The 20,466-nt window shown below is 61.5% G+C and carries 24 protein-coding genes, 1 tRNA gene and 1 pseudogene; 10 read left to right on the top strand and 16 right to left on the bottom strand.

All coding sequences use genetic code 11. The features are described from left to right. Window positions 1-28: 28 nt before the first annotated feature. Window positions 29-922 carry a LysR family transcriptional regulator gene (locus NKI63_RS07825; RefSeq protein ID WP_352508558.1) on the top strand — a complete coding sequence of 298 codons (894 nt, stop codon included), beginning with the start codon at window positions 29-31 and terminating at the stop codon, window positions 920-922. Window positions 923-947: 25 nt separating this feature from the next. Here the strand turns inward: NKI63_RS07825 and NKI63_RS07830 are convergent, their stop codons facing one another. Continuing rightward, the gene (locus tag NKI63_RS07830) at window positions 948-1,190 is read right to left on the bottom strand and encodes a YjiS-like domain-containing protein (RefSeq protein ID WP_352689927.1); all 243 of its coding nucleotides are present in this window, start codon (window positions 1,188-1,190) and stop codon (window positions 948-950) included. 175 nt (window positions 1,191-1,365) lie between these two features. On the opposite strand from NKI63_RS07830, the pseudogene NKI63_RS07835 reads away from it, so the two are divergent. Continuing rightward, a pseudogene (locus NKI63_RS07835) lies at window positions 1,366-3,377 on the top strand (BTAD domain-containing putative transcriptional regulator). Window positions 3,378-3,422: 45 nt separating this feature from the next. Here the strand turns inward: NKI63_RS07835 and NKI63_RS07840 are convergent. Continuing rightward, window positions 3,423-5,018, bottom strand: coding sequence for a DEAD/DEAH box helicase (locus NKI63_RS07840; RefSeq protein ID WP_352508557.1), 1,596 nt, complete (start codon window positions 5,016-5,018; stop codon window positions 3,423-3,425). Here NKI63_RS07840 and NKI63_RS07845 point away from each other — a divergent pair. Together NKI63_RS07845 and NKI63_RS07850 are read left to right on the top strand one after the other, a co-directional pair. Next, the gene (locus NKI63_RS07845) at window positions 5,005-5,301 is read left to right on the top strand and encodes a hypothetical protein (protein WP_352508556.1); all 297 of its coding nucleotides are present in this window, start codon (window positions 5,005-5,007) and stop codon (window positions 5,299-5,301) included. The two genes, NKI63_RS07840 and NKI63_RS07845, sit on opposite strands and share 14 nt — an antisense overlap. A 68-nt stretch (window positions 5,302-5,369) precedes the next feature. Then, a complete protein-coding gene (locus NKI63_RS07850) occupies window positions 5,370-6,026 on the top strand; it encodes an outer membrane protein (RefSeq protein ID WP_352477471.1) in 657 nt (218 codons plus the stop codon). A gap of 73 nt (window positions 6,027-6,099) precedes the next feature. On the opposite strand, the gene NKI63_RS07855 is transcribed toward NKI63_RS07850, so the two are convergent. The 6 genes from NKI63_RS07855 to NKI63_RS07880 form a co-directional block, all read right to left on the bottom strand. Further along, complete coding sequence (locus NKI63_RS07855; RefSeq protein WP_352508554.1) at window positions 6,100-6,873, bottom strand: NAD kinase; 774 nt, start codon at window positions 6,871-6,873, stop codon at window positions 6,100-6,102. Between the two features lie 461 nt (window positions 6,874-7,334). Further along, a complete protein-coding gene (locus NKI63_RS07860) occupies window positions 7,335-8,093 on the bottom strand; it encodes an MBL fold metallo-hydrolase (RefSeq protein WP_352508553.1) in 759 nt (252 codons plus the stop codon). A 2-nt stretch (window positions 8,094-8,095) separates the two neighbouring features. Further along, window positions 8,096-9,160, bottom strand: coding sequence for an ABC transporter ATP-binding protein (locus tag NKI63_RS07865; RefSeq protein WP_352508552.1), 1,065 nt, complete (start codon window positions 9,158-9,160; stop codon window positions 8,096-8,098). Continuing rightward, entirely contained in the window at window positions 9,157-9,939 is a 783-nt protein-coding gene (locus NKI63_RS07870) for an ABC transporter permease (protein ID WP_352508551.1), read from the bottom strand. The genes NKI63_RS07865 and NKI63_RS07870 overlap by 4 nt, the downstream gene beginning before the upstream one ends. A 2-nt stretch (window positions 9,940-9,941) precedes the next feature. After that, window positions 9,942-10,784 (bottom strand): ABC transporter permease, encoded by an 843-nt coding sequence (locus NKI63_RS07875; protein ID WP_502896212.1) that lies wholly within the window; start codon window positions 10,782-10,784, stop codon window positions 9,942-9,944. 13 nt (window positions 10,785-10,797) lie between these two features. Then, the gene (locus tag NKI63_RS07880; RefSeq protein ID WP_352508550.1) at window positions 10,798-11,904 is read right to left on the bottom strand and encodes a polyamine ABC transporter substrate-binding protein; all 1,107 of its coding nucleotides are present in this window, start codon (window positions 11,902-11,904) and stop codon (window positions 10,798-10,800) included. A 91-nt stretch (window positions 11,905-11,995) separates the two neighbouring features. Here NKI63_RS07880 and NKI63_RS07885 point away from each other — a divergent pair, with 91 nt between their 5' ends. Next, entirely contained in the window at window positions 11,996-12,610 is a 615-nt protein-coding gene (locus tag NKI63_RS07885) for a TetR/AcrR family transcriptional regulator (protein WP_352820954.1), read from the top strand. Between the two features lie 55 nt (window positions 12,611-12,665). Here the strand turns inward: NKI63_RS07885 and NKI63_RS07890 are convergent, their stop codons facing one another. Then, window positions 12,666-12,866, bottom strand: a complete 201-nt coding sequence (locus NKI63_RS07890) for a DUF2905 domain-containing protein (RefSeq protein WP_254817120.1) — start codon at window positions 12,864-12,866, stop codon at window positions 12,666-12,668. A 134-nt stretch (window positions 12,867-13,000) separates the two neighbouring features. Here NKI63_RS07890 and NKI63_RS07895 point away from each other — a divergent pair, with 134 nt between their 5' ends. Then, window positions 13,001-13,567: a DUF2569 family protein gene (locus tag NKI63_RS07895; RefSeq protein WP_352689930.1), complete on the top strand. Its 567-nt coding sequence runs from the start codon at window positions 13,001-13,003 to the stop codon at window positions 13,565-13,567. Between the two features lie 64 nt (window positions 13,568-13,631). On the opposite strand, the gene NKI63_RS07900 is transcribed toward NKI63_RS07895, so the two are convergent. The 6 genes from NKI63_RS07900 to NKI63_RS07925 all read right to left on the bottom strand — a co-directional run bounded on the left by NKI63_RS07900 (window position 13,632) and on the right by NKI63_RS07925 (window position 16,039). Further along, window positions 13,632-14,270 (bottom strand): cupin domain-containing protein, encoded by a 639-nt coding sequence (locus NKI63_RS07900; protein WP_352689931.1) that lies wholly within the window; start codon window positions 14,268-14,270, stop codon window positions 13,632-13,634. A 134-nt stretch (window positions 14,271-14,404) separates the two neighbouring features. Next, window positions 14,405-14,602, bottom strand: coding sequence for a hypothetical protein (locus NKI63_RS07905; protein WP_352752606.1), 198 nt, complete (start codon window positions 14,600-14,602; stop codon window positions 14,405-14,407). A 265-nt stretch (window positions 14,603-14,867) separates the two neighbouring features. Then, on the bottom strand, window positions 14,868-15,266 hold the full coding sequence (locus tag NKI63_RS07910; RefSeq protein WP_352508546.1) for a GFA family protein: 399 nt from the start codon (window positions 15,264-15,266) through the stop codon (window positions 14,868-14,870). Between the two features lie 147 nt (window positions 15,267-15,413). Beyond that, the gene (locus NKI63_RS07915) at window positions 15,414-15,539 is read right to left on the bottom strand and encodes a hypothetical protein (protein WP_302894114.1); all 126 of its coding nucleotides are present in this window, start codon (window positions 15,537-15,539) and stop codon (window positions 15,414-15,416) included. Window positions 15,540-15,570: 31 nt separating this feature from the next. After that, the gene (locus NKI63_RS07920) at window positions 15,571-15,810 is read right to left on the bottom strand and encodes a hypothetical protein (RefSeq protein WP_352509827.1); all 240 of its coding nucleotides are present in this window, start codon (window positions 15,808-15,810) and stop codon (window positions 15,571-15,573) included. 153 nt (window positions 15,811-15,963) lie between these two features. Then, a tRNA-Thr gene (locus NKI63_RS07925) sits at window positions 15,964-16,039 on the bottom strand. A gap of 155 nt (window positions 16,040-16,194) precedes the next feature. On the opposite strand from NKI63_RS07925, the gene NKI63_RS07930 reads away from it, so the two are divergent. The 3 genes from NKI63_RS07930 to NKI63_RS07940 all read left to right on the top strand — a co-directional run bounded on the left by NKI63_RS07930 (window position 16,195) and on the right by NKI63_RS07940 (window position 17,581). Further along, entirely contained in the window at window positions 16,195-16,359 is a 165-nt protein-coding gene (locus NKI63_RS07930; RefSeq protein ID WP_352509826.1) for a hypothetical protein, read from the top strand. A 238-nt stretch (window positions 16,360-16,597) separates the two neighbouring features. After that, entirely contained in the window at window positions 16,598-16,897 is a 300-nt protein-coding gene (locus NKI63_RS07935) for a BA14K family protein (RefSeq protein ID WP_352509821.1), read from the top strand. Between the two features lie 327 nt (window positions 16,898-17,224). After that, window positions 17,225-17,581 carry a hypothetical protein gene (locus tag NKI63_RS07940; protein ID WP_352477490.1) on the top strand — a complete coding sequence of 119 codons (357 nt, stop codon included), beginning with the start codon at window positions 17,225-17,227 and terminating at the stop codon, window positions 17,579-17,581. A gap of 40 nt (window positions 17,582-17,621) precedes the next feature. Here the strand turns inward: NKI63_RS07940 and bhcR are convergent, their stop codons facing one another. Then, the gene (bhcR, locus tag NKI63_RS07945) at window positions 17,622-18,479 is read right to left on the bottom strand and encodes an HTH-type transcriptional regulator BhcR (protein ID WP_352509820.1); all 858 of its coding nucleotides are present in this window, start codon (window positions 18,477-18,479) and stop codon (window positions 17,622-17,624) included. Between the two features lie 202 nt (window positions 18,480-18,681). Here bhcR and gcl point away from each other — a divergent pair, with 202 nt between their 5' ends. After that, window positions 18,682-20,463: a glyoxylate carboligase gene (gcl, locus tag NKI63_RS07950; protein WP_352509819.1), complete on the top strand. Its 1,782-nt coding sequence runs from the start codon at window positions 18,682-18,684 to the stop codon at window positions 20,461-20,463. Window positions 20,464-20,466: the final 3 nt, after the last annotated feature.

Raw genomic sequence — 20,466 nt, forward strand, 5'->3', positions numbered from 1 at the left:
TTATCCCGATTTTCGGGAGAAATAGGCGATGAGCCGGATAGACGATTTCGAAGCCTTCATTGCCATTGTCGAGCATGGCAGCCTGACGGCTGCCGCACGCCGGCTGAACCGTTCGCTGCAGTCGGTCAGCCGGTCCCTGGCGACATTGGAGGAATCGATCGGGGTCGAGCTTCTGCACAGGACCACACGCCGCTCGACGCCGAGCGAAGCCGGAGCGGCCTTTTTCCAGCGCATCAAACCCGCCGTCGAGGAGATTAACGAAGCCAGGCTTCAGGCGGCCAACCGACGATCCGAGCCGTCCGGCATCCTGCGCATGAGCGCCCCGGTTCTGTTCGGCCCGGACTTCCTCGTGCCGGTTATCGCCGACTATATGCGGACATATCCCCGGGTCGAGGTTGACCTCCAGCTTTCCGATGAATTTGTCGATCTCGATGCCGAGGGTCTCGATCTGGCGGTAAGGATCGGCAATTTGCCGGATTCCAATTTACGTGCGAAGCGCCTGGGCGCACTGCGGCGCGTGGTGTTCGGCGCACCTGCCTACTTCCAGCAACACGGCCGACCGGCCCATCCGCTCGAATTGCGCGAGCATGAATGCATCGTACGAACCGTTGACGGCCGCCCAGGCGAATGGATGTTTCAGATAGAAGGCAAGCCCCGGCCGGTGAAGGTCGCGGGCACCTTCCGGTCAAATTTGATGATATCGATCTATGCAGCCGCGGTTCACGGATTGGGTTTGGGCTACTCGCCGCTTTGGCAGGTAAAACACCTGGTGGACGACGGCCGCCTGGAACTGGCTCTGACCGAATTCGAGCCAGTGCCGGTGCCGATACACGCCGTGTGGCCGGAAGGCAGATCATCCTCGGCCAAAGTCCGCGCTTTTCTGGACCTGTTGGCATCCCGCCTGGAACTCAAGAACCTTTAGGCGCAGACCAAACTCAACGCCGAGCTTACCTCATTGACATCAAGTTCGTGACTAGAACAGCCGTGGCGGCATCGAGTGCGGGTTGATGGACCTCCGAATGACCGATGTCCTTCAACTGATCGGTCGTCAAATCTGCCAGTGCCCTCCGTCTTGCGGCGGTCCGCCGCCATCCCGTGAAGGCAGCGATCATCATTGCTGCGCCTTTCAGGCTAGACCCAAGCAAGCGTTTGGACATGCTGCGGGCGGCGCGAGTTTCCGAGTGAGCCATTGTTTTGGTCTCCCATTTCGAGTTTGCGCATGGGAGCGTGCCACGCAGACGTTTTCGGCCTGTTCGGCTGAGCGTGAACAACTGGGAGAAGTCCGACGAGCCGCCGTTAAATCGGTGTTAAATCGATCCACCGAGATGCTATTCTGTCGCCGCGGTCAAAGTCTGGAGACGATTTGTGCGCATCCGGTTGCTTGGTGGCCTGGAGGTTACTTCCCCGGAGCACCGGCCTGTCCGGTTCGCCACACGCAAGACTTCGCTCCTTTTTGCTGCCCTGGTTCTCGCGGGCCGCCGCGGCCATGGTCGCGAGCAGCTTTCCGAAGCCTTTTGGCCGGGGCGAAGCAACGGGCAGGCCCGCAATAGTTTGCGGCAAGCGCTAGTCGACATCAGGCGCACGTTCCCCGCCAGCTCGGATGCAGCCGTCTACATCTATGGGGATCAGGAAACCGTTGCACTTATTGCCGGTCCGGATGAGGCGGACATCTCGATCTTCGACAGGAAATTGGAGCAGGGCCGAACCGCCGATCTCGCCTTCGCCGCCGATCTCTACCGCGGCGAGCTGCTTGCCGGGCAAGCCATCCCTGACGAACTGGACGAGTGGTTTGGACCGTATCTGAGCAAGTATCAGCGCAAGGCGCTGCAATTGGTCGACCGGCTGAGCCTGGCGCTGCCCGCACCCGGCTCAGCCGAAAAGACGGCCTGCGAAGGGCTCGCGGAGAGATTGCTCGCCTCGGATCCGACGGCGGAGGCAGCCCATCGGGCGCTGATCCGCATCCACGCTCATCGAGGCCACGAAAACGCCGCCTTGCGTCAGTTCGAGCTGTGTCGGGCAGCTTTAAGGAAACATCTGAACGCCGAGCCTGAAGAGCAGACAAGCTCGCTGGCGGCTTCCCTGCAGTCCCGTGAACGACCTGAACATCAGCGGCCGGAGCCAAGCTCTGGCGCCGCATCACTGGCGCCGGTTCTGGCAGTCCCGACGAGGCGCGACGACCAGCCATCGATTGCGGTGCTGCCGTTTCAGAACCTAAGCGGTGATATCGAGCAGGAATATTTTGCCGACGGCATGGTGGAAGACATTGTCACCGCCTTGGCTCACTTTCGGCACCTGTTCGTAGTCGCACGGAATTCGAGCTTCACCTACAGGGGACGGTCCATAGACATAAAGCAGGTCGGGCGTGAGCTGGGCGTGCGCTATGTGGTCGAGGGAAGTGTTCGCCGGGCGGGCGACCGCCTGCGCATCGCCGGGCAGCTCATCGACACCTCGACGGAGGCCTATCTCTGGGCCGACCGTTTTGACGGGACGCTCGCCGAAGTCTTCGATCTGCAGGACCAGGTCGCCTCGAGTATTGTCGGTGCAATCACACCGAAAATGGAGGAGGCTGAGATCGAGCGTGCCAAACGCAAGCCGACAGAAAGCCTCACGCTTATGATTACTACCTCCGCGGGCTGGCGGCCTTTGACCGGACGATCACTAGTAGATCGGCCATCGACGATGCCTTGCGCCTCTTCATGAAAGCGATCGACCGTGACCGGGAGTTTGCCGCAGCCTATGCGCGGGCGGCGCGGTGCTACGCCACCCGAAAAAGCAACGGCTGGATGGTCGACCGCGCGAAAGAGAATGCCGAGGCTACTCGACTGGCCAGGAGAGCGGTCGAACTCGGAAGGGACGATGCGATTGCGCTTTCCTTCGGTGGATACGTCCTCGGCTACGTAGGTGGCGACCTTGACGACAGTGCGGCTTGCATCGATCGCGCGCTCGTTCTCAACCCGAATCTAGCGGCCGCGTGGGGCCTAAGCAGCTGGGTCAAGGCTTGCTCTGGCGAGCCAGGCAAGGCCGTCGAGCACGCCGCGCTTGCCATGCGCCTAAGCCCATTGGATCCACGTCTGTTCGCTTGGCAATTCAACACCGGGCTCGCTCATTTTTGTGCCGGCCACTACGATGACGCCGCCGCTTGGGCGGGAAAGTCGCTACGGTACCAACCGAACTGCGTGAGCGCGATGCGTGTAGTGGCGGCGAGTCATGCCCTGGCGGGGCGCCTGTCGGAAGCGCAGCAGATTATGGCCCGGGTCTGCGAGGTCGATCCCTCGCTGCGGCTCTCGAATCTCGCCGAGGTGCTGCCGCCGTTTTATCGACCGGACGATCGCAGCAGATATATCGAAGGTCTTCGCAAGGCGGGCCTGCCGGACTGACTGGCGGCAACGCTTCGCGCGGCCATGGGACGCGCAAGCTGGATATCAGACCTTGGCGACGATCCGCATGAAGGCCGGCATGTCGTCGCCGAAGCCGACGGTCGCGTCGTTGTCTTCCTGGCGCTGGCGGGCAGGGCGCTCGCGCTGCGGCCTGGTGTCGCCACGTTCCGGCGCGCGCCGTTCGTTGCGATCGGGCGAAGCCTTCCGTTCAGGTGAAGCCTGGCGCTCGCTGTTTTCCGAGCGGATCGCCTCCTTGCGGGTACGCCGCTCGCCGATGTCGGCGACTGCGGCTTCGGCCACGACCGGCTGTTCCTCGCTAACCGCTCCCGGCTCTGCTTCTTCGCTGCGCTTGGCGTGGCGTTCACGCGGCTTGCGCTCGCCCCTGTCCTTGGCGTCGTCCTTGCGCCCGGCGCGGCGTGGCGCACCACGGCCACGGCGCGGGGCCTCGTCCTCGCCGCCCTCGCTGGCGACGACTGTCGACAGGTCGCCGTCATGCCACTCGATCTTGGTGCCGATCAGCCGTTCGATGGCGTCGATGTATTTGGTGTCCGATTTGGTCGCGATGGTGAAGGATTTGCCCGAGCGTCCGGCGCGGCCGGTGCGGCCGATGCGGTGGACATAATCCTCGGCGTGGATCGGCACGTCGTAGTTGAAGACATGGCTGACGTCGGGAATGTCGAGGCCGCGCGCCGCGACGTCCGAAGCGACGAGGTAGCGCAGCTTGCCGTCACGGAAATTGGCCAGCATCTGCATGCGCGCGCGCTGGTCCATGTCGCCGTGCAGAGCGCCGGCGTCGAAATCATATTTCAGTAGTGAGCGGAACAGCTCCGACACTTCGATCTTGCGGTTGCAGAAGATAATGGCGTTCTTCAGCTCGGCATCCTCGGCCTTCATCAGATTGCGCAGCGTCTCGCGCTTGTCCCAGGGTTTTGGCCCGGATTTCACCAGCCGCTGGGTGATGTTGGTGGCGGCCGATGCTGCCTTCGACACTTCGACGCGCACCGGCGCGTGCAGGAATTTCTCGGTGAGCTTGGTGATTTCCGGTGGCATCGTCGCCGAGAAGAACAGCGTTTGCCTGGTGAACGGGATCATTTCGCAGATGCGCTCGATATCGGGGATAAAGCCCATGTCGAGCATGCGGTCGGCCTCGTCGATGACGAGGATCTCGACGCCGTTGAGCAGGAGCTTGCCGCGTTCGCGATGGTCGAGCAGGCGGCCTGGCGTCGCGATCAGCACGTCGGCGCCGCGCTCGAGCTTCTTGTCCTGCTCGTCGAAGGACACGCCGCCGATCAGCAGCGCGATGTTGAGCTTGTGGTTCTTGCCGTATTTGACGAAGTTTTCCTCGACCTGCGCGGCGAGCTCGCGCGTCGGCTCGAGGATCAGCGTGCGCGGCATGCGGGCGCGGGCGCGGCCCTTTTCCAGCCGGGTGAGCATCGGCAGGACAAAGGACGCCGTCTTGCCGGTGCCGGTCTGGGCAATGCCTAGCACGTCCTTGCCGAGCAAGGCGTGCGGGATAGCACCAGCCTGGATCGGCGTCGGCTCGGTGTAGCCGGCATCGGTAACTGCGGAAAGGACCTTCGGCGACAGGCCGAGGTCTGCGAAGGTCAACGCTTCTTGAGCGATCTGGGTGTCTGAGGACAAGTTTGGCGGTCTTTGGCTGGTTCGGGGGCGCAACGTAAGCAGTCGCGGCAAGCGCCGCGCGCCTGCAAGATTGGTATTGCAGGTAGGCGCAAGCCCACGATTTGTCAACACAAACGGGCGGCATTGGCACGATTGTGAAGTCGTAACCTTAATCGCGATGGTTACCGCATCGCCGATGCCGACTTTCCAGGAAGGCAACAGTTTTTTCCGCACCAGCGCAAGTGTTGCGGATCAGCAACGCCTTGCTGCATTCATCCCGATTGCACGGCAAAATTGCATTTAGGATTTGAGTTGGAGCAGAAACCTTGACACGAATGATTCATCCATTTTTCTTAGTCGAGGGGCCACATCATGAAAAAAATTCTTCTCTCTGCCGCATTTGTGGCACTTGCCTTGATGCCGGCGATGGCGGCCGACGTCGTGGAGTTGCCGGTTGCGTCAACATACAACTGGACGGGCTTTTATTTAGGCGCGCATGTCGGCGGCGGCAAAAGCAAGGTGGACTGGGAATATAGCCTTAACGGGGCGACGGCTGATCACGATGGCAGCGGTGCTCTAGGCGGCGTTCAGGCCGGCTACAATTTCCAGAGCGGAAATATAGTCTATGGTATCGAGGCGGATATCGCGGCCGCCAAGATCGATGGGGACACATCTTGCCCAAACCCAGCCTACACTTGCGAGTCCGATGTAAAGATGCTCGGTTCGTTGCGGGGTCGAATTGGCTACACGATGGACAGGCTGCTGATTTACGGTACCGGTGGTCTCGGCTATGGAACCATAGAGATTGGCACCAGTGGTCCCGTCGGGACGAACGATACCACGAAGACCAAAGCAGGCTGGACGCTGGGTGCGGGCCTGGAATATGCCTTTAATGATCACTGGTCGCTCAAGGGCGAATACAAGTATTTCGATCTAGGCAAGGGCGATTATACGGTCGACGGCGGCGAGAATGTCGAGGCAAAGGTCCGGATACACACCGGAGTTGTCGGCCTGAACTACAAGTTCTAATCGTAAGGATCGGTTGCGGCGAGACTTTGTGTTGCACTGGACCCGGCCTCGTGCCGGGTTTTACTTTTGTCGTTTAATACCTGAACTGTTCGGCGAGAATGCGCTCGTTCCACGAATGGTTGGGATCGAACAGCAGCGTCGCCGTTGCCGTCGGCGATTCCCTTACCGTGACCGTCGTCACCGCCTTGACCTCGGTGTGGTCGGCGGCGGCGTTCACCGGCCGCTTTTCCGGCTCCAGAATGTCGAAACGCACACTCGCCTTGTTGGAGAGCAGCGCGCCGCGCCAGCGGCGCGGACGAAACGGGCTGACCGGAGTCAGCGCCAGCAGCGGAGCGTCGAGCGGCAGGATCGGCCCGTGCGCGGACAGATTGTATGCGGTCGAGCCGGCCGGCGTCGCAATCATCACGCCGTCGCAGTGCAATTCCTCCAGCCGCTCTTGCCCATCCACGGTGATGCGGATCTTGGCGGTCTGGTAGGACTGGCGCCAAAGCGCGACCTCGTTGATCGCCAGCGCCGAAATCGTCTCGCCCTCCGCCGTAACTGCCTGCATCTCCAGCGGGCGGATCGTTTCGGCAATGGCCGCCGCGATGCGCCCGGTCAAGCCGCTGGCGCGGTATTCGTTCATCAGGAAACCGATGGTGCCACGGTTCATGCCGTAGACCTTCTTTCCCGTGCTCATCGTCTCACGCAGGGTCTGCAGCAGAAAGCCGTCGCCGCCGAGCGCCACGACGATCCCGGCTTCTTCGACGGATGCCTGGCCGTAACGCGCAGAAAGGCTTTCCAGCGCCGCATTGGCGTCGGCTGTACCGGATGAGACGAAGGCGAAACGGTTGGCGGTTTTGCTCATGGCTCTCAACGACAACCGATTGGCGACGACCGTTTGGCGACCGATTGGCGGCGACCGGTTGCTGGGCCGCGCCAGCGCCGGGTTAGCATGGGTGGGCATTTCTGCAAAGGGCGGGAGGTGTCTTGATATGGCGGCCGAACATGGCGCACTCGCGCATCGTGTCGGAGGACAAAATGATGTGATGGTTAAGGCCCGCCTTAAGCCCTCGTAAAGCCGGATCGATCATGTTAGCCGGCAGCGGACGGGCGGCGTGGGGGCTAACCAGTCGAGGCCGATCTATTGCCGCTGGCACGCTTGATTATCGTCTTCCTGATGCTGGCAAGTTTTGCCCTGGCTTTCGCGGAACTGGTGCGCCAGTCGGAAGAGAAGAGTTTTAGACCGCAGCCCACCGCCTCACGCTGCGGCGACGCGGCGGGGACACCCTGTCCGCAAAGGGCGCTTTGACGTTACTACGCTGGTCCTTAACGGGCGAGCAGATGACAGCCGGCCTGGCGCTTTTGCGCGAGATACTCGTCGACAAGCTGGCGATAGCGGACTCTCCCGAAGCTCGGGAAATGGCCGCCATGCACGACCGAGACATCGAAATCGCGCAGGCGCAGCAGCGTTTCGACATAGTCGTCGATATCGGAGTGATAGACGTCGTCGATCAGCGGGCCGTCATAGATGATGTCGCCGGAAAACAGGATGCCCGTCCTGTTTTCGTAGAGCGCAACGCCGCCGGGTGAATGACCGGGCGTGTGGATCACCTCGAAGGCACGGTCGCCGAGATCGAGGATATCGCCTTGCTCGAGCAACCGGTCGGCCGGTGCGGGCAGGATCCGGTAGCGCTTCGTGTCCCAGCCTTGCGGCATGCCGTCGAACATCTCGTCGGTGGCATAGCGGTCGGCAACCGTCCATTCGTTGCGCGGGTCGGCGAGGATCCCGGCCTCGGCCGGGTGCACGCAGCGGTCGGGAAATTCGTGATGGCAGCCGATATGGTCGAAATGCGTGTGGCTGGCCACGCAGGTGAGCTTGCGCTCCGTCAGCAGCGGCACGTGGCGCCGCAAGCTGAAATGGCCGAGGCCGGTGTCGAACAGAAGATCGCTGTCGCGGCCGCGCACATGCCAGATGTTGCAGCGGAAGAACGGCTTGATCCACGGCTCGTGGATCAGCGTCACGTCATCTCCCATGCGGATCGTTTCGTACCAGTGGCCGGCGTCGATGGTTGGAAGCGTGCTCATGTTCAGTCCGCAAGCAGGATGATGTCGCCAGCATCGCACGATACCGCGACCACGTCGCCCGGCTGGACGGCCGATGCCGAGGGAACCTTGGCGATGAAATGCAGCGCCGGGTCGGTCGCGGAGGTCCCCAGAACACGCTTGAAGCTGCCCTGAAAGACGACATCGCTCACCTTGACCGTGCCAAGCGCCACGCCGCCACTGGTTGCGCCGAGGATAAGATGCTCCGGCCGGACGGCCAGCGCAACGGTCGAGCCGGCCGGCAATGTGCCAGGCACGGAGAGCGACCCAAGCTTCGTGGTGACGGTGAGCTTGCCGCTCTTCGCCTCCGTCACCGTTCCCGATATCAGCGTGCTTTCGCCCATGAAGGTCGCGGAAAAGCGCGTCGCCGGCCGTGCATAGACACGCTCGGGCGGTCCTTCGTCCTCGATGCGCCCGTCATTCATCACCACGCAATGATCGGCCAGCGCCATCGCCTCTTCCTGGTCGTGGGTGACGTGGATGAAGGCGGTGCCGACGCGTTTCTGGATCGCCTTCAACTCGTCCTGCATCTGCCGGCGCAATTTCAGGTCGAGCGCGCCGAGCGGCTCGTCGAGCAACAGCACCGCCGGCTCGACCACCAGGGCGCGCGCCAGCGCCACGCGCTGCCGCTGGCCGCCGGAAAGCTGATGCGGCTTCTTGTCGAAGGCGGTGGCGAGGCCAACCAGCGCCAGCGCCTCGCGTGCCCTTGCTGCCCGGGTTGCGCCATCGACACCCTGCATGCGCAGACCGAAGCCGACGTTGCTGCCGACGCTCATGTGCGGGAACAGCGCATAATCCTGGAACACGGTCGTCGTCGGCCGCTTCGCCGGTGGCACTGCGGTGCAGTCCTCGCCGCGGATCAGCACCTTGCCTTCGCTCGGTGTGACGAAGCCGCCGAGGATGGACAGAAGCGTCGTCTTGCCGGAGCCGGATGGCCCGAGCAGGATCGTGTAGCTGCCCGGCTCGATCGTCAGCGAGACGTTCTTCAGCACGGTGAGCTGGCCGAAGCGATGCGAGACCGAGCTTATATCGACCAGTGGCGCACTCATGCCGGCTTCCTCCGCAACAGCATCAGCTCGAACAATACCACCAGTACGATGGAGACGGCGAAGACCAGCGAGCCGACGGCGTTGGTCTTGGGATTGAGGCCGGAGCGCAGCAGGTTCCAGATCTCGACCGGCAGCGTCGTGTCGAAGCGCGTCAGCAGGAACGAGATGACGAATTCGTCCCAGGAGAAGGTCATCGACAGGAAGAAGCCGGCGAAGATCGCCGGCGCCATAACGGGTACGGTAATCAAAAGCAGCACCTTCCATTCGGCGGCGCCGAGATCGCGCGCGGCGCGCTCGATATTGATCTGGTGGTCGCCCATCTGGCTGTAGATGATGGCAAAGCAGAGCGGCAGGTTGATCACGACATGGCCGATGCCGGCGGCAAGTAGCGATTTCGGTATGCCGGTCCAGTTGAACAGCACCAGCAGCCCCATGCCGATGATGAGATAGCTGACGGTCAAGGGCAAGGTGATCAGCCCGCGCATCAGGCCCGAGCCCGGCAAGGCGAAGCGCGCAAAACCCCAGGCGGAGAGAAAGCCGAGCGTGACGGCGACAGCCGAGGAGACGACCGCCACCAGCAGCGAATTGACCAGCGCCGAAGTCAGCCGCGTGTCGGCGAGCACGGCCTCGTACCAGCGCAGCGACGGCCCGGTGAAGGGCGGGATCGGAAACGAGGTTGCCTGCAGCGAAAACAGCACCAGAACGACGACCGGCAGAAATATGAAGCCGTAGATTGCGATGGCGTAAAGGCCGGAGACGAGGCGGATGAAAGCGCGCATGGTCAGGCCCGCTCGATCTTCAGCCAGCGGGCGCAGGCGAGGTAGGCGATGGTGACCACCGCCATCAGGATGATCGACAGCGCCGAGGCGAGCGGAAAGTCGCCGCGCCGGCCGATCTGCATCATGACGAGCTGCGGCATCAAAAGCTCGTTGTTGCCGCCGAGGATCTGCGGCGTGATGTAGTCGCCGATGCACAGCACAAAGGTGAGGAAGGCACCGACCATGATGCCAGGCAAGGTCAGCGGCAGAACGACATGCAGGAAAGTCCGCAGCGGCCCGGCGCCGAGGTCGGCGGCGGCCTTGCGGTAGCTGGGGCTGAGCTGCTTCAGATTGGCGAAGATCGTCAGCGTCAACAGCATGACGAAGAAATGCACGAAGCCGGTGATGGTGGCCAAACGCGTATTGGCGAGTTGCAGCGGTTCGCCGAACAGGCCGGAGCCGGTCAACGCGCGGTTGACGACGCCGTTCTGTGCCAGCACCAGCAGCCACGAATAGGAGCGCACGACATAGGAGGTCCAGAAGGGCAGCACCGCCAGCATCAGCGCCAGCCGCTGCCAGCGCTCCGGCACCTGTTCGGCCAGAATCCAGGCAAAGGGATAGGCAAGCAGCACCGAGATAATGGTGACGATCGCTGTGACCTGTAGCGAGTTCACCATCGCCTGCCAGTAGGACTGATTGGCAAAGAATTGGCTGTAGTTGGACAGCGTGAAGCCGCCGCCTTCGTGCGCCGTCAGGCTAGATACCGCCATGGCGACGAAGGGCAGCACGAAGAACAGCAACGTCCAGCCGAGCGCCGGCGTGACCAGCGCCCAGGGCAGGGCGCGCCCGCTGTTGGCGGCGTTCACGACCGGCAGCCGGTCATTGCGCCTGCAGCATTTCGGTCCAGACGTCCTGCATCTTCTTGTCGAGATCGGCATTCGGCGCCGGATAGGCCTGGGCGCGGGCGAGGAATTCCGGCTGCTCGTCGAAGCGCAGGATCTTCTTCTGCTCGTCGCTCAGGGCCGCCTTGCTGTTGGCCGGCATGCCCCAATAGCAGGACGAGGTGGCGAGCCGCGCCTGCCCTTCGGGGCTCATAATGTACTGGATGAATTTAAGCGCCAGATCCTTGTTCTTGGAATCCTTGAACATTGCCAGCGACTGCGACCACAGCACCGCGCCTTCTTTCGGAATAGAGAAGTCGAGGGCAGGGTTTTCCTTGGCCAGCCCAGCCGTCACCCATTCGCCGCCGCCGACCAGTATGTCGACCTCGCCTGTCGCCAGCGCCGTCTGGCTGGCGGTCACTTCGCCGACCAGCTTGGCGTTGGCCTTCATTTTGAGCAGCTCTTCCTTGATGGCGGGAAGGTCAGCTTCGGTCAGTTCCGCAGTCTTCTTACCGATCGCCAGTGCGGCCATGCCGATGACCGGCAGGTAATAATCGTAGATGGCGATCTTGCCCTTGTATTTGTCGCCGGTCAGCGCGGCAAGCGACTGCATGTCGGCCGGGTCGACCTTGGTCTTGTTGTAGCCGATCGTGTTGTAGCCGAACTTTTCGGTGATGCCGTAACGCTTGCCGTCGACGACGGTGGAGCTATCCATCTTCACCTGCGGAAACAGATCGGCCAACGGCAGCTTATCTTCCGGTAGCGGTTCGAACAGGCCTTTTTCGACGCCCCGCGGTATGTCGATGCTGTCGATCACCATCACGTCCCAGTCGCCCGGCTGCGACTGTTCGACGATGGCCAGGCCGGCGCCGGTGCCTTCGAACTCCTTGACATTGACCTTGACGCCGTTCGCCTCCTCGAACGGCTGCAACAGCGCCGGATCGGCGTGATCGCACCAGATCAGCGCGTTGAGGTCCTGCGCCTGAGCGAGGCTGCCAGCCGCCAGCAGCAGTGCTGCGGCGGCGCACGCGCCTTGGAGATAGCTCTTCAGAAAAGAAAGCGGATTCCTGACGGTTGGATTGGGGGTCTTTGGATTGACGGACATCGAGTGTTCTCCCTTGCCTTTTTGGCTTGTAGCAAAAAATTGAACCAATTCTAAAATTGAGTCAATTCTGTTTTTGTGGCAAACAGCCGCTATGAACGGATTGCGGGCAAGGCAGAAGGCGGATCGGCACCGCCGCATCATCGAGGCGGCGGCGGCGCTTTTCCGCGATGCCGGCTATGAAGGCGCTAAGATCGAAACTATCGCCGCGCAGGCCGAAGTCTCGGTCGGCACGATCTACAACTACTACCAGAACAAGGGCGACATCCTCGGCGCGATCGTTTCGATGGAGGTCAACGAGGTGCTGAATGCCGGGCGCGGCGTCGTCGCCAACCCGCCAGCCAATGTCGGCGACGCTCTCGATACGCTGCTCGGCATCTATATCGAACATTCGCTGCATTATCTCAGCAAGGAGATGTGGCGGCAGGCGATGGCGATCTCGACGCAACTGCCGGACAGCCCGTTCGGCCAGGCCTACACGGCGCTCGACCGGGCACTGACCGAGCAGATTCGCGCGCTGATCGCCAGGCTACAGGCGCTCGGCCTGGTGCGCCGCGACATCGATGGTCCCGCACTCGGCGAACTCATCTTCAACAACATGAACATGATGTTCATCGAGTTCGTGAAGCGCGAGGAGGCGAGGATTGCAGAATTGCGCACGGCGATACGCAGGCAGAACCGGATATTGGTGGCGGCGATTGGGGTGTAAGACGATCAAGGGCGAGTAGGACCAGCAACACAAATCGCCGCAGCCGGAGTATCGCCTAACGGTTGATCAGCCATAGAATGGCCGAGAGCACGATGCTGACCAGTATCGCCGTGGTGATAGGGACATAAAGCCTGAAGTTCTCACGCTCGATCACGATATCGCCGGGCAGCCTGCCAAGGCCGGAGCGGGCCAACCAAGGCCACAGCAGGCCTATGGCGACTATGCTGAGACCAACGACGATCAGAGTTCGCGACATGGCATCCTGCCGGAAAGTGTCGTGCCAGAAATATAGTGTTGACGGATCTTGCAAGCAGCGCTCCACTCGATATTGCCTCTTGAGTTGAGATTGAAATCTGCTACAACCTTAACGGGCATCAAGGGAGGGATTGGATGCGGATTTCCATCTGGCATTGGGCTATACTGCTGCTGCTGATCGGCGTGCCCGTTTTCTTTGCCGTTCGGTCAGCCGCAAAGCCATTACAGGATCCTTCGGCTCTCGTCGGTTTTGGAGGCTGGCTTATGCTGCTGGCGATTGGACAGTGCTTGGCACCTTTCCGCACGCTGGCTGAGCTGTTCTCTTCGAGCGGGGGCTATCGACAGCTAATGACGCTCCCCAACGGCGCCTTGGCGGTCTACGGCGAGGTCGCCCTGTTGCTGGCGTTTCTGGTGCTCCAGCTGGTTGTGTTCGTTGCAATGCTCCGGCGGAGTTCCCGTTTCAAGCAGCTGTTCCTGTATCAATGGTTTGCAATACCAATCGTATTTATTCTGGACACGACATGGATCTCAGCGGTTATGAGCGCTCCTGTGAGCTTGGTGCTTGCAGGGGATGCGCTGGTAATGCCCGCAGTTTCTTTTGTCCTGACCGGGATCTGGGTCGCCTACGTCTACAAGTCGGTCAGGGTGAGAAACACGTTCGACCGGGCCGCGATATCCGGTCGGGTCGCGAGTGCTTCCTGAGCTTGCCGCGAGCCCTATGTATGGCAGCCGACAAAAAATGCCGGGCGCGCTGCATCGACCCGGATCACCCGGCCTGTAGGCCTGCTCGAGCGAGGATTTCAGGCGCCGGCGTGACATGCCCGTGCGGCTTGCAGTAGCCGGGGTCGATCGCGCGATAGCCAAGCAGATGGCCGAGTGGCGCCAGGATCCCCAGCGCCACTCGCTGAATAGCAGGTGGCGGGTGCGTGAAGACGATCACGTCGGCAAATTCCCTGGCGATGACCGCTGCCTGAAGCGGCGAAGGCCTGCCTTTTCTGTCCACCTTGCCGGCATTGGCCAGGCCGAAGAGCATGCCGATCAGCAGCTCGAAACGGTTCGGGTCGACATTGTCTGCACCTGGCGCCCGGTCGACTTCGACCAGCACATGCGCTTCTTCGGTTTTGCTGCTGTTCCACCAATCATGTGCGACGCCTGCTTCGACCGTGGCGGATTGGCCGGGCCCCAGGGACAAAGTCTTCCCGGCCATGCGAGCGTCGAGCCGGCCGCCGAGGACGGCAAACCGCTCCGTCAGGTTCGGGTGGTAGTGCTCGCCCACCACTGCGGCTCCCGGTCGGGCGGTCAGATGAGCGATGCCAGGTCCCTGGCCGCGGTCTTCGGTGCCACGCAGGATGACCGCATATTCGCCGGTCACCTTGTTCTCGTAGACATCTCCACAGCGTGACATGGATCAGCTCCGGGTTTCAGAGCACCGCTGCCGGCAAGCTTACGGTTAACGGGTTGGCGGTTCAACGACCGCTCGAACGAGCGATTGCGGAAACACTAGTTGCCGGCTCTTCGTCAACGCGGGCGATCAGCGCTCTATCGGACATGCTTAGGCGGGCGCGCTCGCGGAAACGGCACGACCGTCAGTGGCGCCTTGCGGAATTCCGCGATGGCTATTTCTTCAATCAGCGCGTCGAGGGCCTGGTTGACGCGTTGGCTCGTTTCATCCGCGCCGCAGAGGCGGTTTTGTGCGCACTCCAAAAGCTCGCGCGCCGCGGCGAAATCACTACGCATGACAACACCTTTGGTTTTTGGCCCGCCGCACGGGCATTGTCGGCGCGCTTAATTGAGCGAGTGCTAATATACACTGGAGCAATTTAATCGAATGCTGTTAAGTGGCCGTCGGGAGGCGGGACGAACCTATGGCCCAGCAAAAAGCAAGACAGGAATGAGCTCGGCGTCTCCTGGTAGGAGATGCTTGAGCCTGTTCTGGTTCAGGCTAAGCCGGCAATTTCACGGGAACTTTCTGGCGATCCCGACGCTCCCGGTACGTACCGTCCTAATCTTTCGTATAGTCAGGCCCAAAACGAGTCGGTAGATTGTCGGCGAGTTTCAACCAAGGGAGCTTCTCCTCAAAAGCGACATGCAGCGTAGGTGCAAATTTTTCTGGCTCCTCCATCGCCGCCGCAAAAAAATGCATGACATCAGACATGTTCTTTGAGCGGAAGGACAGCGGCGTACCACAGTGATCGCAAAATGTTCTTTCCACACCGGGAGAAGAGTTGAATACCTTCGGTAGCTTGCCCAGCCATCGCCATTGGCCGTTCAAGACGCCAATATAGGTGGTCATCGGCGCAGAACATTGCCGCCGACAACTTTCACAATGACAGACCACGCAGGCCTGTGCCGGGCCATCGACTTCAAAGGCAATAGCGCCGCATAAGCAATGACCACGCATGCAAATACTCCTCGAGTCAACAAGGACAGCTTCATGCCTGGGCGTGAGGGAGGCGCCATGAAATGCGCCGAGCTGGCGCCCAATTCCGACATTCGGCGCTGGCGATTGTCCTCGCCCGCGCGAGGCGTTGCCTCCAAGCTGCCTTCACTATCGCCTTTGCGGCATATTGAAATGTTCGTAGAGTTTCTCCGCCAGGCCGCTGGCGCCAAAGCCCGTCAATACCGATGAAAGTGCCAGCGGCGCCTTCTTGTCGAGCATGGCTTTGGCGATCATCAGATCGTCGCTTCGCTTATGAGTCCTCAGCCTAATACGATCTTGGGCGGCTTAAGAATTCTCTGGCGGCGGCAATCTGGCGTCGATGCTCGCGAAGGAATGCCGCGCCGAAGCAAATGGCGAATGCCAGTACCGAAAGGCTTGTGGTTGCTCTTGATGCAGGATCAGGATCGGGACTTACCAGGAAACGGAAGCCGAACGCCAAGGCGAAGACGACAACGCCACCAAACATGCCGCTGACGAAGGGGGCGGTCGTGCGTTTCTGCTCCAACGACAACTCCTAGGTTTTCCGCTAGGGAACTATGGTTTCCGCCAGGGAATATATGCGTTGAAGCTGATGTGCTACCGATCCTGACGGCCCCGGCCTGTGGATATCGGGGATGAGCAGATATCAAGCGCCCCGGAGGTCTCAAGAAGCCCGTGCTGGTGCCCCCGGACGGGATCGAACCGCCGACCTTCGGTTTACAAAACCGCTGCTCTACCAGCTGAGCTACAAGGGCACGGCGCTCCGGTTAACATATTTGCTGCGCCAGTAAAGACAAAACTCCGTTTTGCCCGGCATGTCACATGGGCCGTCGGCGAGGGGCATCCTGAAAAGCGCCTGATTGCTTCCTACATATGGAAACGGTGCAATCGCTTCGAGCAGGGGTGCCGCATGATCAGATTTGTCATCATTCTCCCGATCATCTTCGTGGCCTGGATGCTGCTGGTGAAGATCATCAGAGATGTGAAGAAGGCCAATGTCGACTGGACCGGCGTCACCACCATCATCGGCTTCATCGCGCTCGCCTTCTGGCTGCGCCATGTCACGGGGATGTGAAAAGAGCGAGTAGCGAATAGTGAATAGCGAATAGCAACGTAGCGAGTGGTACGTGGCGTTCCTGGCTTTCCCTGCTCGCTATTCGCTATTCGCTCCTTCTGATCTCCACCTTTCCCGCGCCGCACCGACTGAGGGTCAGAGGCGAATGGGTCGCCTCGATCAACCTTTGTCCTTGCCGCGACGACAGATCATCAAGAGGCGGATGGATCGCCTCGGTCAACGAAGCAAGGAGATCGTCATGTTCACACGCACACTCGTTTCCGGCGTCATCGCCACCGCCGTCGCCGCCAGCACACTGCTCGGCACCCGTCAGCCTTCGGCCGCCCATCAAAACCACAAGCACCTCGGCATCGGTATTGCCGCAGGCGTCGGCGGCTTCCTGTTCGGCAGTGCGCTGGCCCAGCCGCGCACCGTCTATATCGAGGAAGACGGCGGCTCGTGGCACGTCCGGCGCTGCCTCAATCGCTACCAGAGCTACGACCCGTACTCGGACACCTATATCGGCTACGACGGTTATCGCCATCGCTGCCGGCTTTGAGAGCCACTATGCCAGCTTGAGAGGAGGCGACCGTTTCAGGCAACCGGAAGAAGGGGCACCCCCACTGCCCCTTTTTCTGCGTGTCTGAGTGGCAGGGCAGAGGGGTTGTTCCTCCGACCTCTTAGGACCTGGGTTCCTCTCCCCACCTCCGTGGGGCGAGGAACCCAAGCTGGAATAAAGTCGCGCTCCGTCAGCCTCTCTGTCCTGTCGAACATCGCTTAAGGCGAGATCGGATGCCGCTTCAGCATTCACCAACACTCTTGCCGATGTACAGGGATTTCCCGACAGCCTAATCTACTGCCGAGCCGAAACAGGGAGAGAGGGCGCTTGGGCGAGCACGATCCGAACGAAGAGCCGATCGAGACGGTTTTCCGCAACGGCACAATCACCACCGTCGGCATCCTGCTGGCGTTCTCGCTGGGCTTCATCACGCATTGGGCCGCCAACCCGATACCATGGGAAATCTATCACCTGGCTGCCGTCGTGCCGATTTTGATCGGCATTGCCCTGCAGATACGAGCGCTGCGGTTGCTGCTCGACATAACGTCTCTACAACGGCGCGTTTATGAACGCGCCAATCGTATCTTCATTGCCGGCCTCATCTTCACCGCCTGCGGAGTTGGGCTGGCGATGCTGCTTGATTTCTACGACCTGTCGACCAAGAGCGCGGTGCCCGGGGGCTAGCTCTGGCCATCCTGGCAGATGTCGCACCATTCGGCGCTGGTCAGCGCTGCCATGCGCTCGGTTCGCTGCCAAGGCCGGGAGGGGTCGGCAGGCCGCCGATCATCCTAGTCACCTGCGCTGCTGCATCGCGCACCAGCGGGCCGATTTCGGCCAGCCGCTCCGGTGTGACCCGTACCGTCGGCCCGGAGACCGAGACGCCGCCGATCGGTTCGCCGAATTCGTTGAAGATGGCGGCGGCGACACAGCGCATACCTGGATGCCGCTCCTCGTCATCGACCGACCAGCCGCGCAGCTTGATCGTCACCAGATCGCGGGCGAGCGCCGAGATGTCGGACAACGTGTTTTCGGTGAAGCGCTCCAGCCCGGCCTGGCGCAGTATGGTGGCAACGCGCTCCGGCTCGAGATGCGCCAGCACCGCCTTGCCGATGCCCGAGGCATGAAAGGAACTTCGCGTGCCCGGCCGGAAGAAGGCGCGGATCGCCTGGTGCGTCTCGACCTGGCTGACGAAGACCACGCAATCGTCCTCGGCGACGCCGAGATTGGCGGTCTCGCCGGTCTTCTCCATCAATTCCTGCATGACGATACGGGCGCGGTCGACCAGCTTGCGGCGGCGCAGGAACGCTGCGCCCATGCGATAGGTCTCGACGCCGATCGACCACAGCTGGTCGGTGCCTTCGAACTCGACCATGCCATGGTTCTCCAGCGTCGTCAGCATGCGGTAGGCGGTGGATGCCGGCAGGCCGGAACCGGCGGCGATCTCGCTCAACGACAGGCCGCTGCCATCGGCGACGATTGCCAGGATGCGCAGCGCCCGGTCCAGCGACTGCACCGAGGCGGCCTCGGACGGCCCGTTGAAAGCGCGCGGCCGGCCGCGCTGACGTTTTTCGGTGGTTTCCATCAGGCCATTCTCCGCTCTGTTCGCCCAACAAGCAATGAAAAAGTTTTTCATCCGCCGGCGAAGCTAATTTATGGAAAACAGAAAGGCCAATCAATTCAAGCAGCAAGAGCCGTTCCCTAGAAATGAAAAAATATTCTGAAAAAATTGAAAAATAATCGACGCACTGGCATCATCAGCCATCAACAATTCCGTGGAGGCTGACATGGCCAAGATGCGCGCAGTCGACGCAGCGGTTCTCGTTCTCGAAAAGGAAGGCATCTCGTGTGCCTTCGGCGTGCCGGGTGCTGCGATCAACCCGCTCTATTCGGCGCTGAAGGCGAGGGGCACCATCCGCCACATCCTTGCGCGGCACGTCGAGGCGGCCTCGCATATGGCGGAAGGGTTTACCCGCGCCAGATCGGGCAATATCGGTCTGTGCATCGGCACTTCGGGTCCGGCCGGCACCGACATGATCACCGGCCTCTATTCGGCCGCCGCCGATTCTATCCCCATCCTCTGCATCACCGGGCAGGCGCCGCGGGCGCGTCTCAACAAGGAGGATTTTCAGGCCGTCGATATCGCGGCCATCGCCGCACCCGTGGCCAAATGGGCGGTCACCGTCATGGAACCTTATCTGGTGCCGATGGCGCTGCAGAAGGCGTTCCATCTGATGCGCTCGTCGCGGCCGGGGCCGGTGCTGGTCGACCTGCCGGTCGATGTGCAACTGGCGGAGATCGAGTTCGACATCGATGCCTACGAGCCGCTGGTGCCGTTCAAGCCGGCAATGTCGCGCGCTCAGGCGGAGAAGGCGCTGAAGATGCTCGACGCGGCGGAAAAGCCCGTGATCGTCGCTGGCGGCGGCATTATCAACGCCGATGCGTCGGACCTGTTGATAGAATTCGCCGAAGTCACTGGTGTGCCTGTCATTCCGACGCTGATGGGCTGGGGCGCGATCCCCGACGACCACCGCCTGATGGCCGGCATGTGCGGACTGCAGACCTCGCATCGCTACGGCAATGCGACGATGCTCGAGGCCGATCTCGTTTTCGGCATCGGCAACCGCTGGGCCAACCGCCACACCGGTTCGGTCGATGTCTACACCAAGGGCAAGAAGTTCATCCACGTCGATATCGAGCCGACGCAGATCGGCCGCGTCTTCGCACCGGACCTTGGCGTCGTCTCGGATGCCGGTGCAGCGCTTAAGATGCTGCTCGACGTCGCCACCGAGTGGAGGACGGCCGGAAAATTGCGCGACTGGTCGGGCTGGGCCGGCGAATGCCGGCAGCGCAAGAAGACGATGAAGCGCAAGACCCACTTCGACCAGGTGCCGCTGAAGCCGCAGCGCGTCTACGAGGAGATGAACAAGGCGTTCGGCCGCGACACCACCTATGTCACCACGATCGGCCTGTCGCAGATCGCCGGGGCGCAATTCCTGCATGTCTACAAGCCGCGCAACTGGATCAATTGCGGCCAGGCCGGACCGCTCGGCTGGACATTGCCGGCAGCGCTCGGCGTTCGCGCCGCCGATCCGGACCGCACAATTGTGGCATTGTCCGGCGACTATGATTTCCAGTTCATGATCGAGGAACTGGCGGCCGGCGCACAGCACAGATTGCCCTACATCCATGTCGTGGTGAACAACGCCTATCTCGGGCTGATCCGCCAGGCGCAGCGCGGGTTTTCGATGGATTTCGAAGTCAGCCTGGCCTTCGAGAACGTCAATCGACAGGGCGATGCCGAAGCTGGCTATGGCGTCGATCACGTCGCGGTTGCCGAGGCGATGGGCTGCAAGGCAGTCCGGGTGCGCAGGCCGGAGGAATTCGCCGGTGCCTTCGAAGAGGCAAAGCGCCTGATGAACCAGCACCAGGTTCCGGTGGTGCTCGAATTCATCCTCGAGCGCGTCACCAATGTTTCAATGGGCACCGAAATCGACAAGATCACCGAATTCGAGGAGCTTGCCGAGCGCCATGAAGATGCCCCCACGGCGATCGTCATGCTCGATTAAGCC

Source organism: Mesorhizobium sp. M0410 (assembly GCF_040321435.1).
Classification (GTDB): Bacteria; Pseudomonadota; Alphaproteobacteria; order Rhizobiales; family Rhizobiaceae; genus Mesorhizobium.

Excerpts from the sequence above, each read along its gene's own strand:
- NKI63_RS07825 (WP_352508558.1), top strand. The coding sequence starts at position 29 with ATGAGCCGGATAGACGATTTCGAAGCCTTCATTGCCATTGTCGAGCAT.
- NKI63_RS07830 (WP_352689927.1), bottom strand. The coding sequence starts at position 1,190 with ATGGCTCACTCGGAAACTCGCGCCGCCCGCAGCATGTCCAAACGCTTG.
- NKI63_RS07850 (WP_352477471.1), top strand. The coding sequence starts at position 5,370 with ATGAAAAAAATTCTTCTCTCTGCCGCATTTGTGGCACTTGCCTTGATG.
- NKI63_RS07855 (WP_352508554.1), bottom strand. The coding sequence starts at position 6,873 with ATGAGCAAAACCGCCAACCGTTTCGCCTTCGTCTCATCCGGTACAGCC.
- NKI63_RS07860 (WP_352508553.1), bottom strand. The coding sequence starts at position 8,093 with ATGAGCACGCTTCCAACCATCGACGCCGGCCACTGGTACGAAACGATC.
- NKI63_RS07865 (WP_352508552.1), bottom strand. The coding sequence starts at position 9,160 with ATGAGTGCGCCACTGGTCGATATAAGCTCGGTCTCGCATCGCTTCGGC.
- NKI63_RS07870 (WP_352508551.1), bottom strand. The coding sequence starts at position 9,939 with ATGCGCGCTTTCATCCGCCTCGTCTCCGGCCTTTACGCCATCGCAATC.
- NKI63_RS07880 (WP_352508550.1), bottom strand. The coding sequence starts at position 11,904 with ATGTCCGTCAATCCAAAGACCCCCAATCCAACCGTCAGGAATCCGCTT.
- NKI63_RS07885 (WP_352820954.1), top strand. The coding sequence starts at position 11,996 with ATGAACGGATTGCGGGCAAGGCAGAAGGCGGATCGGCACCGCCGCATC.
- NKI63_RS07890 (WP_254817120.1), bottom strand. The coding sequence starts at position 12,866 with ATGTCGCGAACTCTGATCGTCGTTGGTCTCAGCATAGTCGCCATAGGC.
- NKI63_RS07895 (WP_352689930.1), top strand. The coding sequence starts at position 13,001 with ATGCGGATTTCCATCTGGCATTGGGCTATACTGCTGCTGCTGATCGGC.
- NKI63_RS07900 (WP_352689931.1), bottom strand. The coding sequence starts at position 14,270 with ATGTCACGCTGTGGAGATGTCTACGAGAACAAGGTGACCGGCGAATAT.
- NKI63_RS07905 (WP_352752606.1), bottom strand. The coding sequence starts at position 14,602 with ATGCGTAGTGATTTCGCCGCGGCGCGCGAGCTTTTGGAGTGCGCACAA.
- NKI63_RS07910 (WP_352508546.1), bottom strand. The coding sequence starts at position 15,266 with ATGCGTGGTCATTGCTTATGCGGCGCTATTGCCTTTGAAGTCGATGGC.
- NKI63_RS07915 (WP_302894114.1), bottom strand. The coding sequence starts at position 15,539 with ATGATCGCCAAAGCCATGCTCGACAAGAAGGCGCCGCTGGCACTTTCA.
- NKI63_RS07930 (WP_352509826.1), top strand. The coding sequence starts at position 16,195 with ATGATCAGATTTGTCATCATTCTCCCGATCATCTTCGTGGCCTGGATG.
- NKI63_RS07935 (WP_352509821.1), top strand. The coding sequence starts at position 16,598 with ATGTTCACACGCACACTCGTTTCCGGCGTCATCGCCACCGCCGTCGCC.
- bhcR (WP_352509820.1), bottom strand. The coding sequence starts at position 18,479 with ATGGAAACCACCGAAAAACGTCAGCGCGGCCGGCCGCGCGCTTTCAAC.
- gcl (WP_352509819.1), top strand. The coding sequence starts at position 18,682 with ATGGCCAAGATGCGCGCAGTCGACGCAGCGGTTCTCGTTCTCGAAAAG.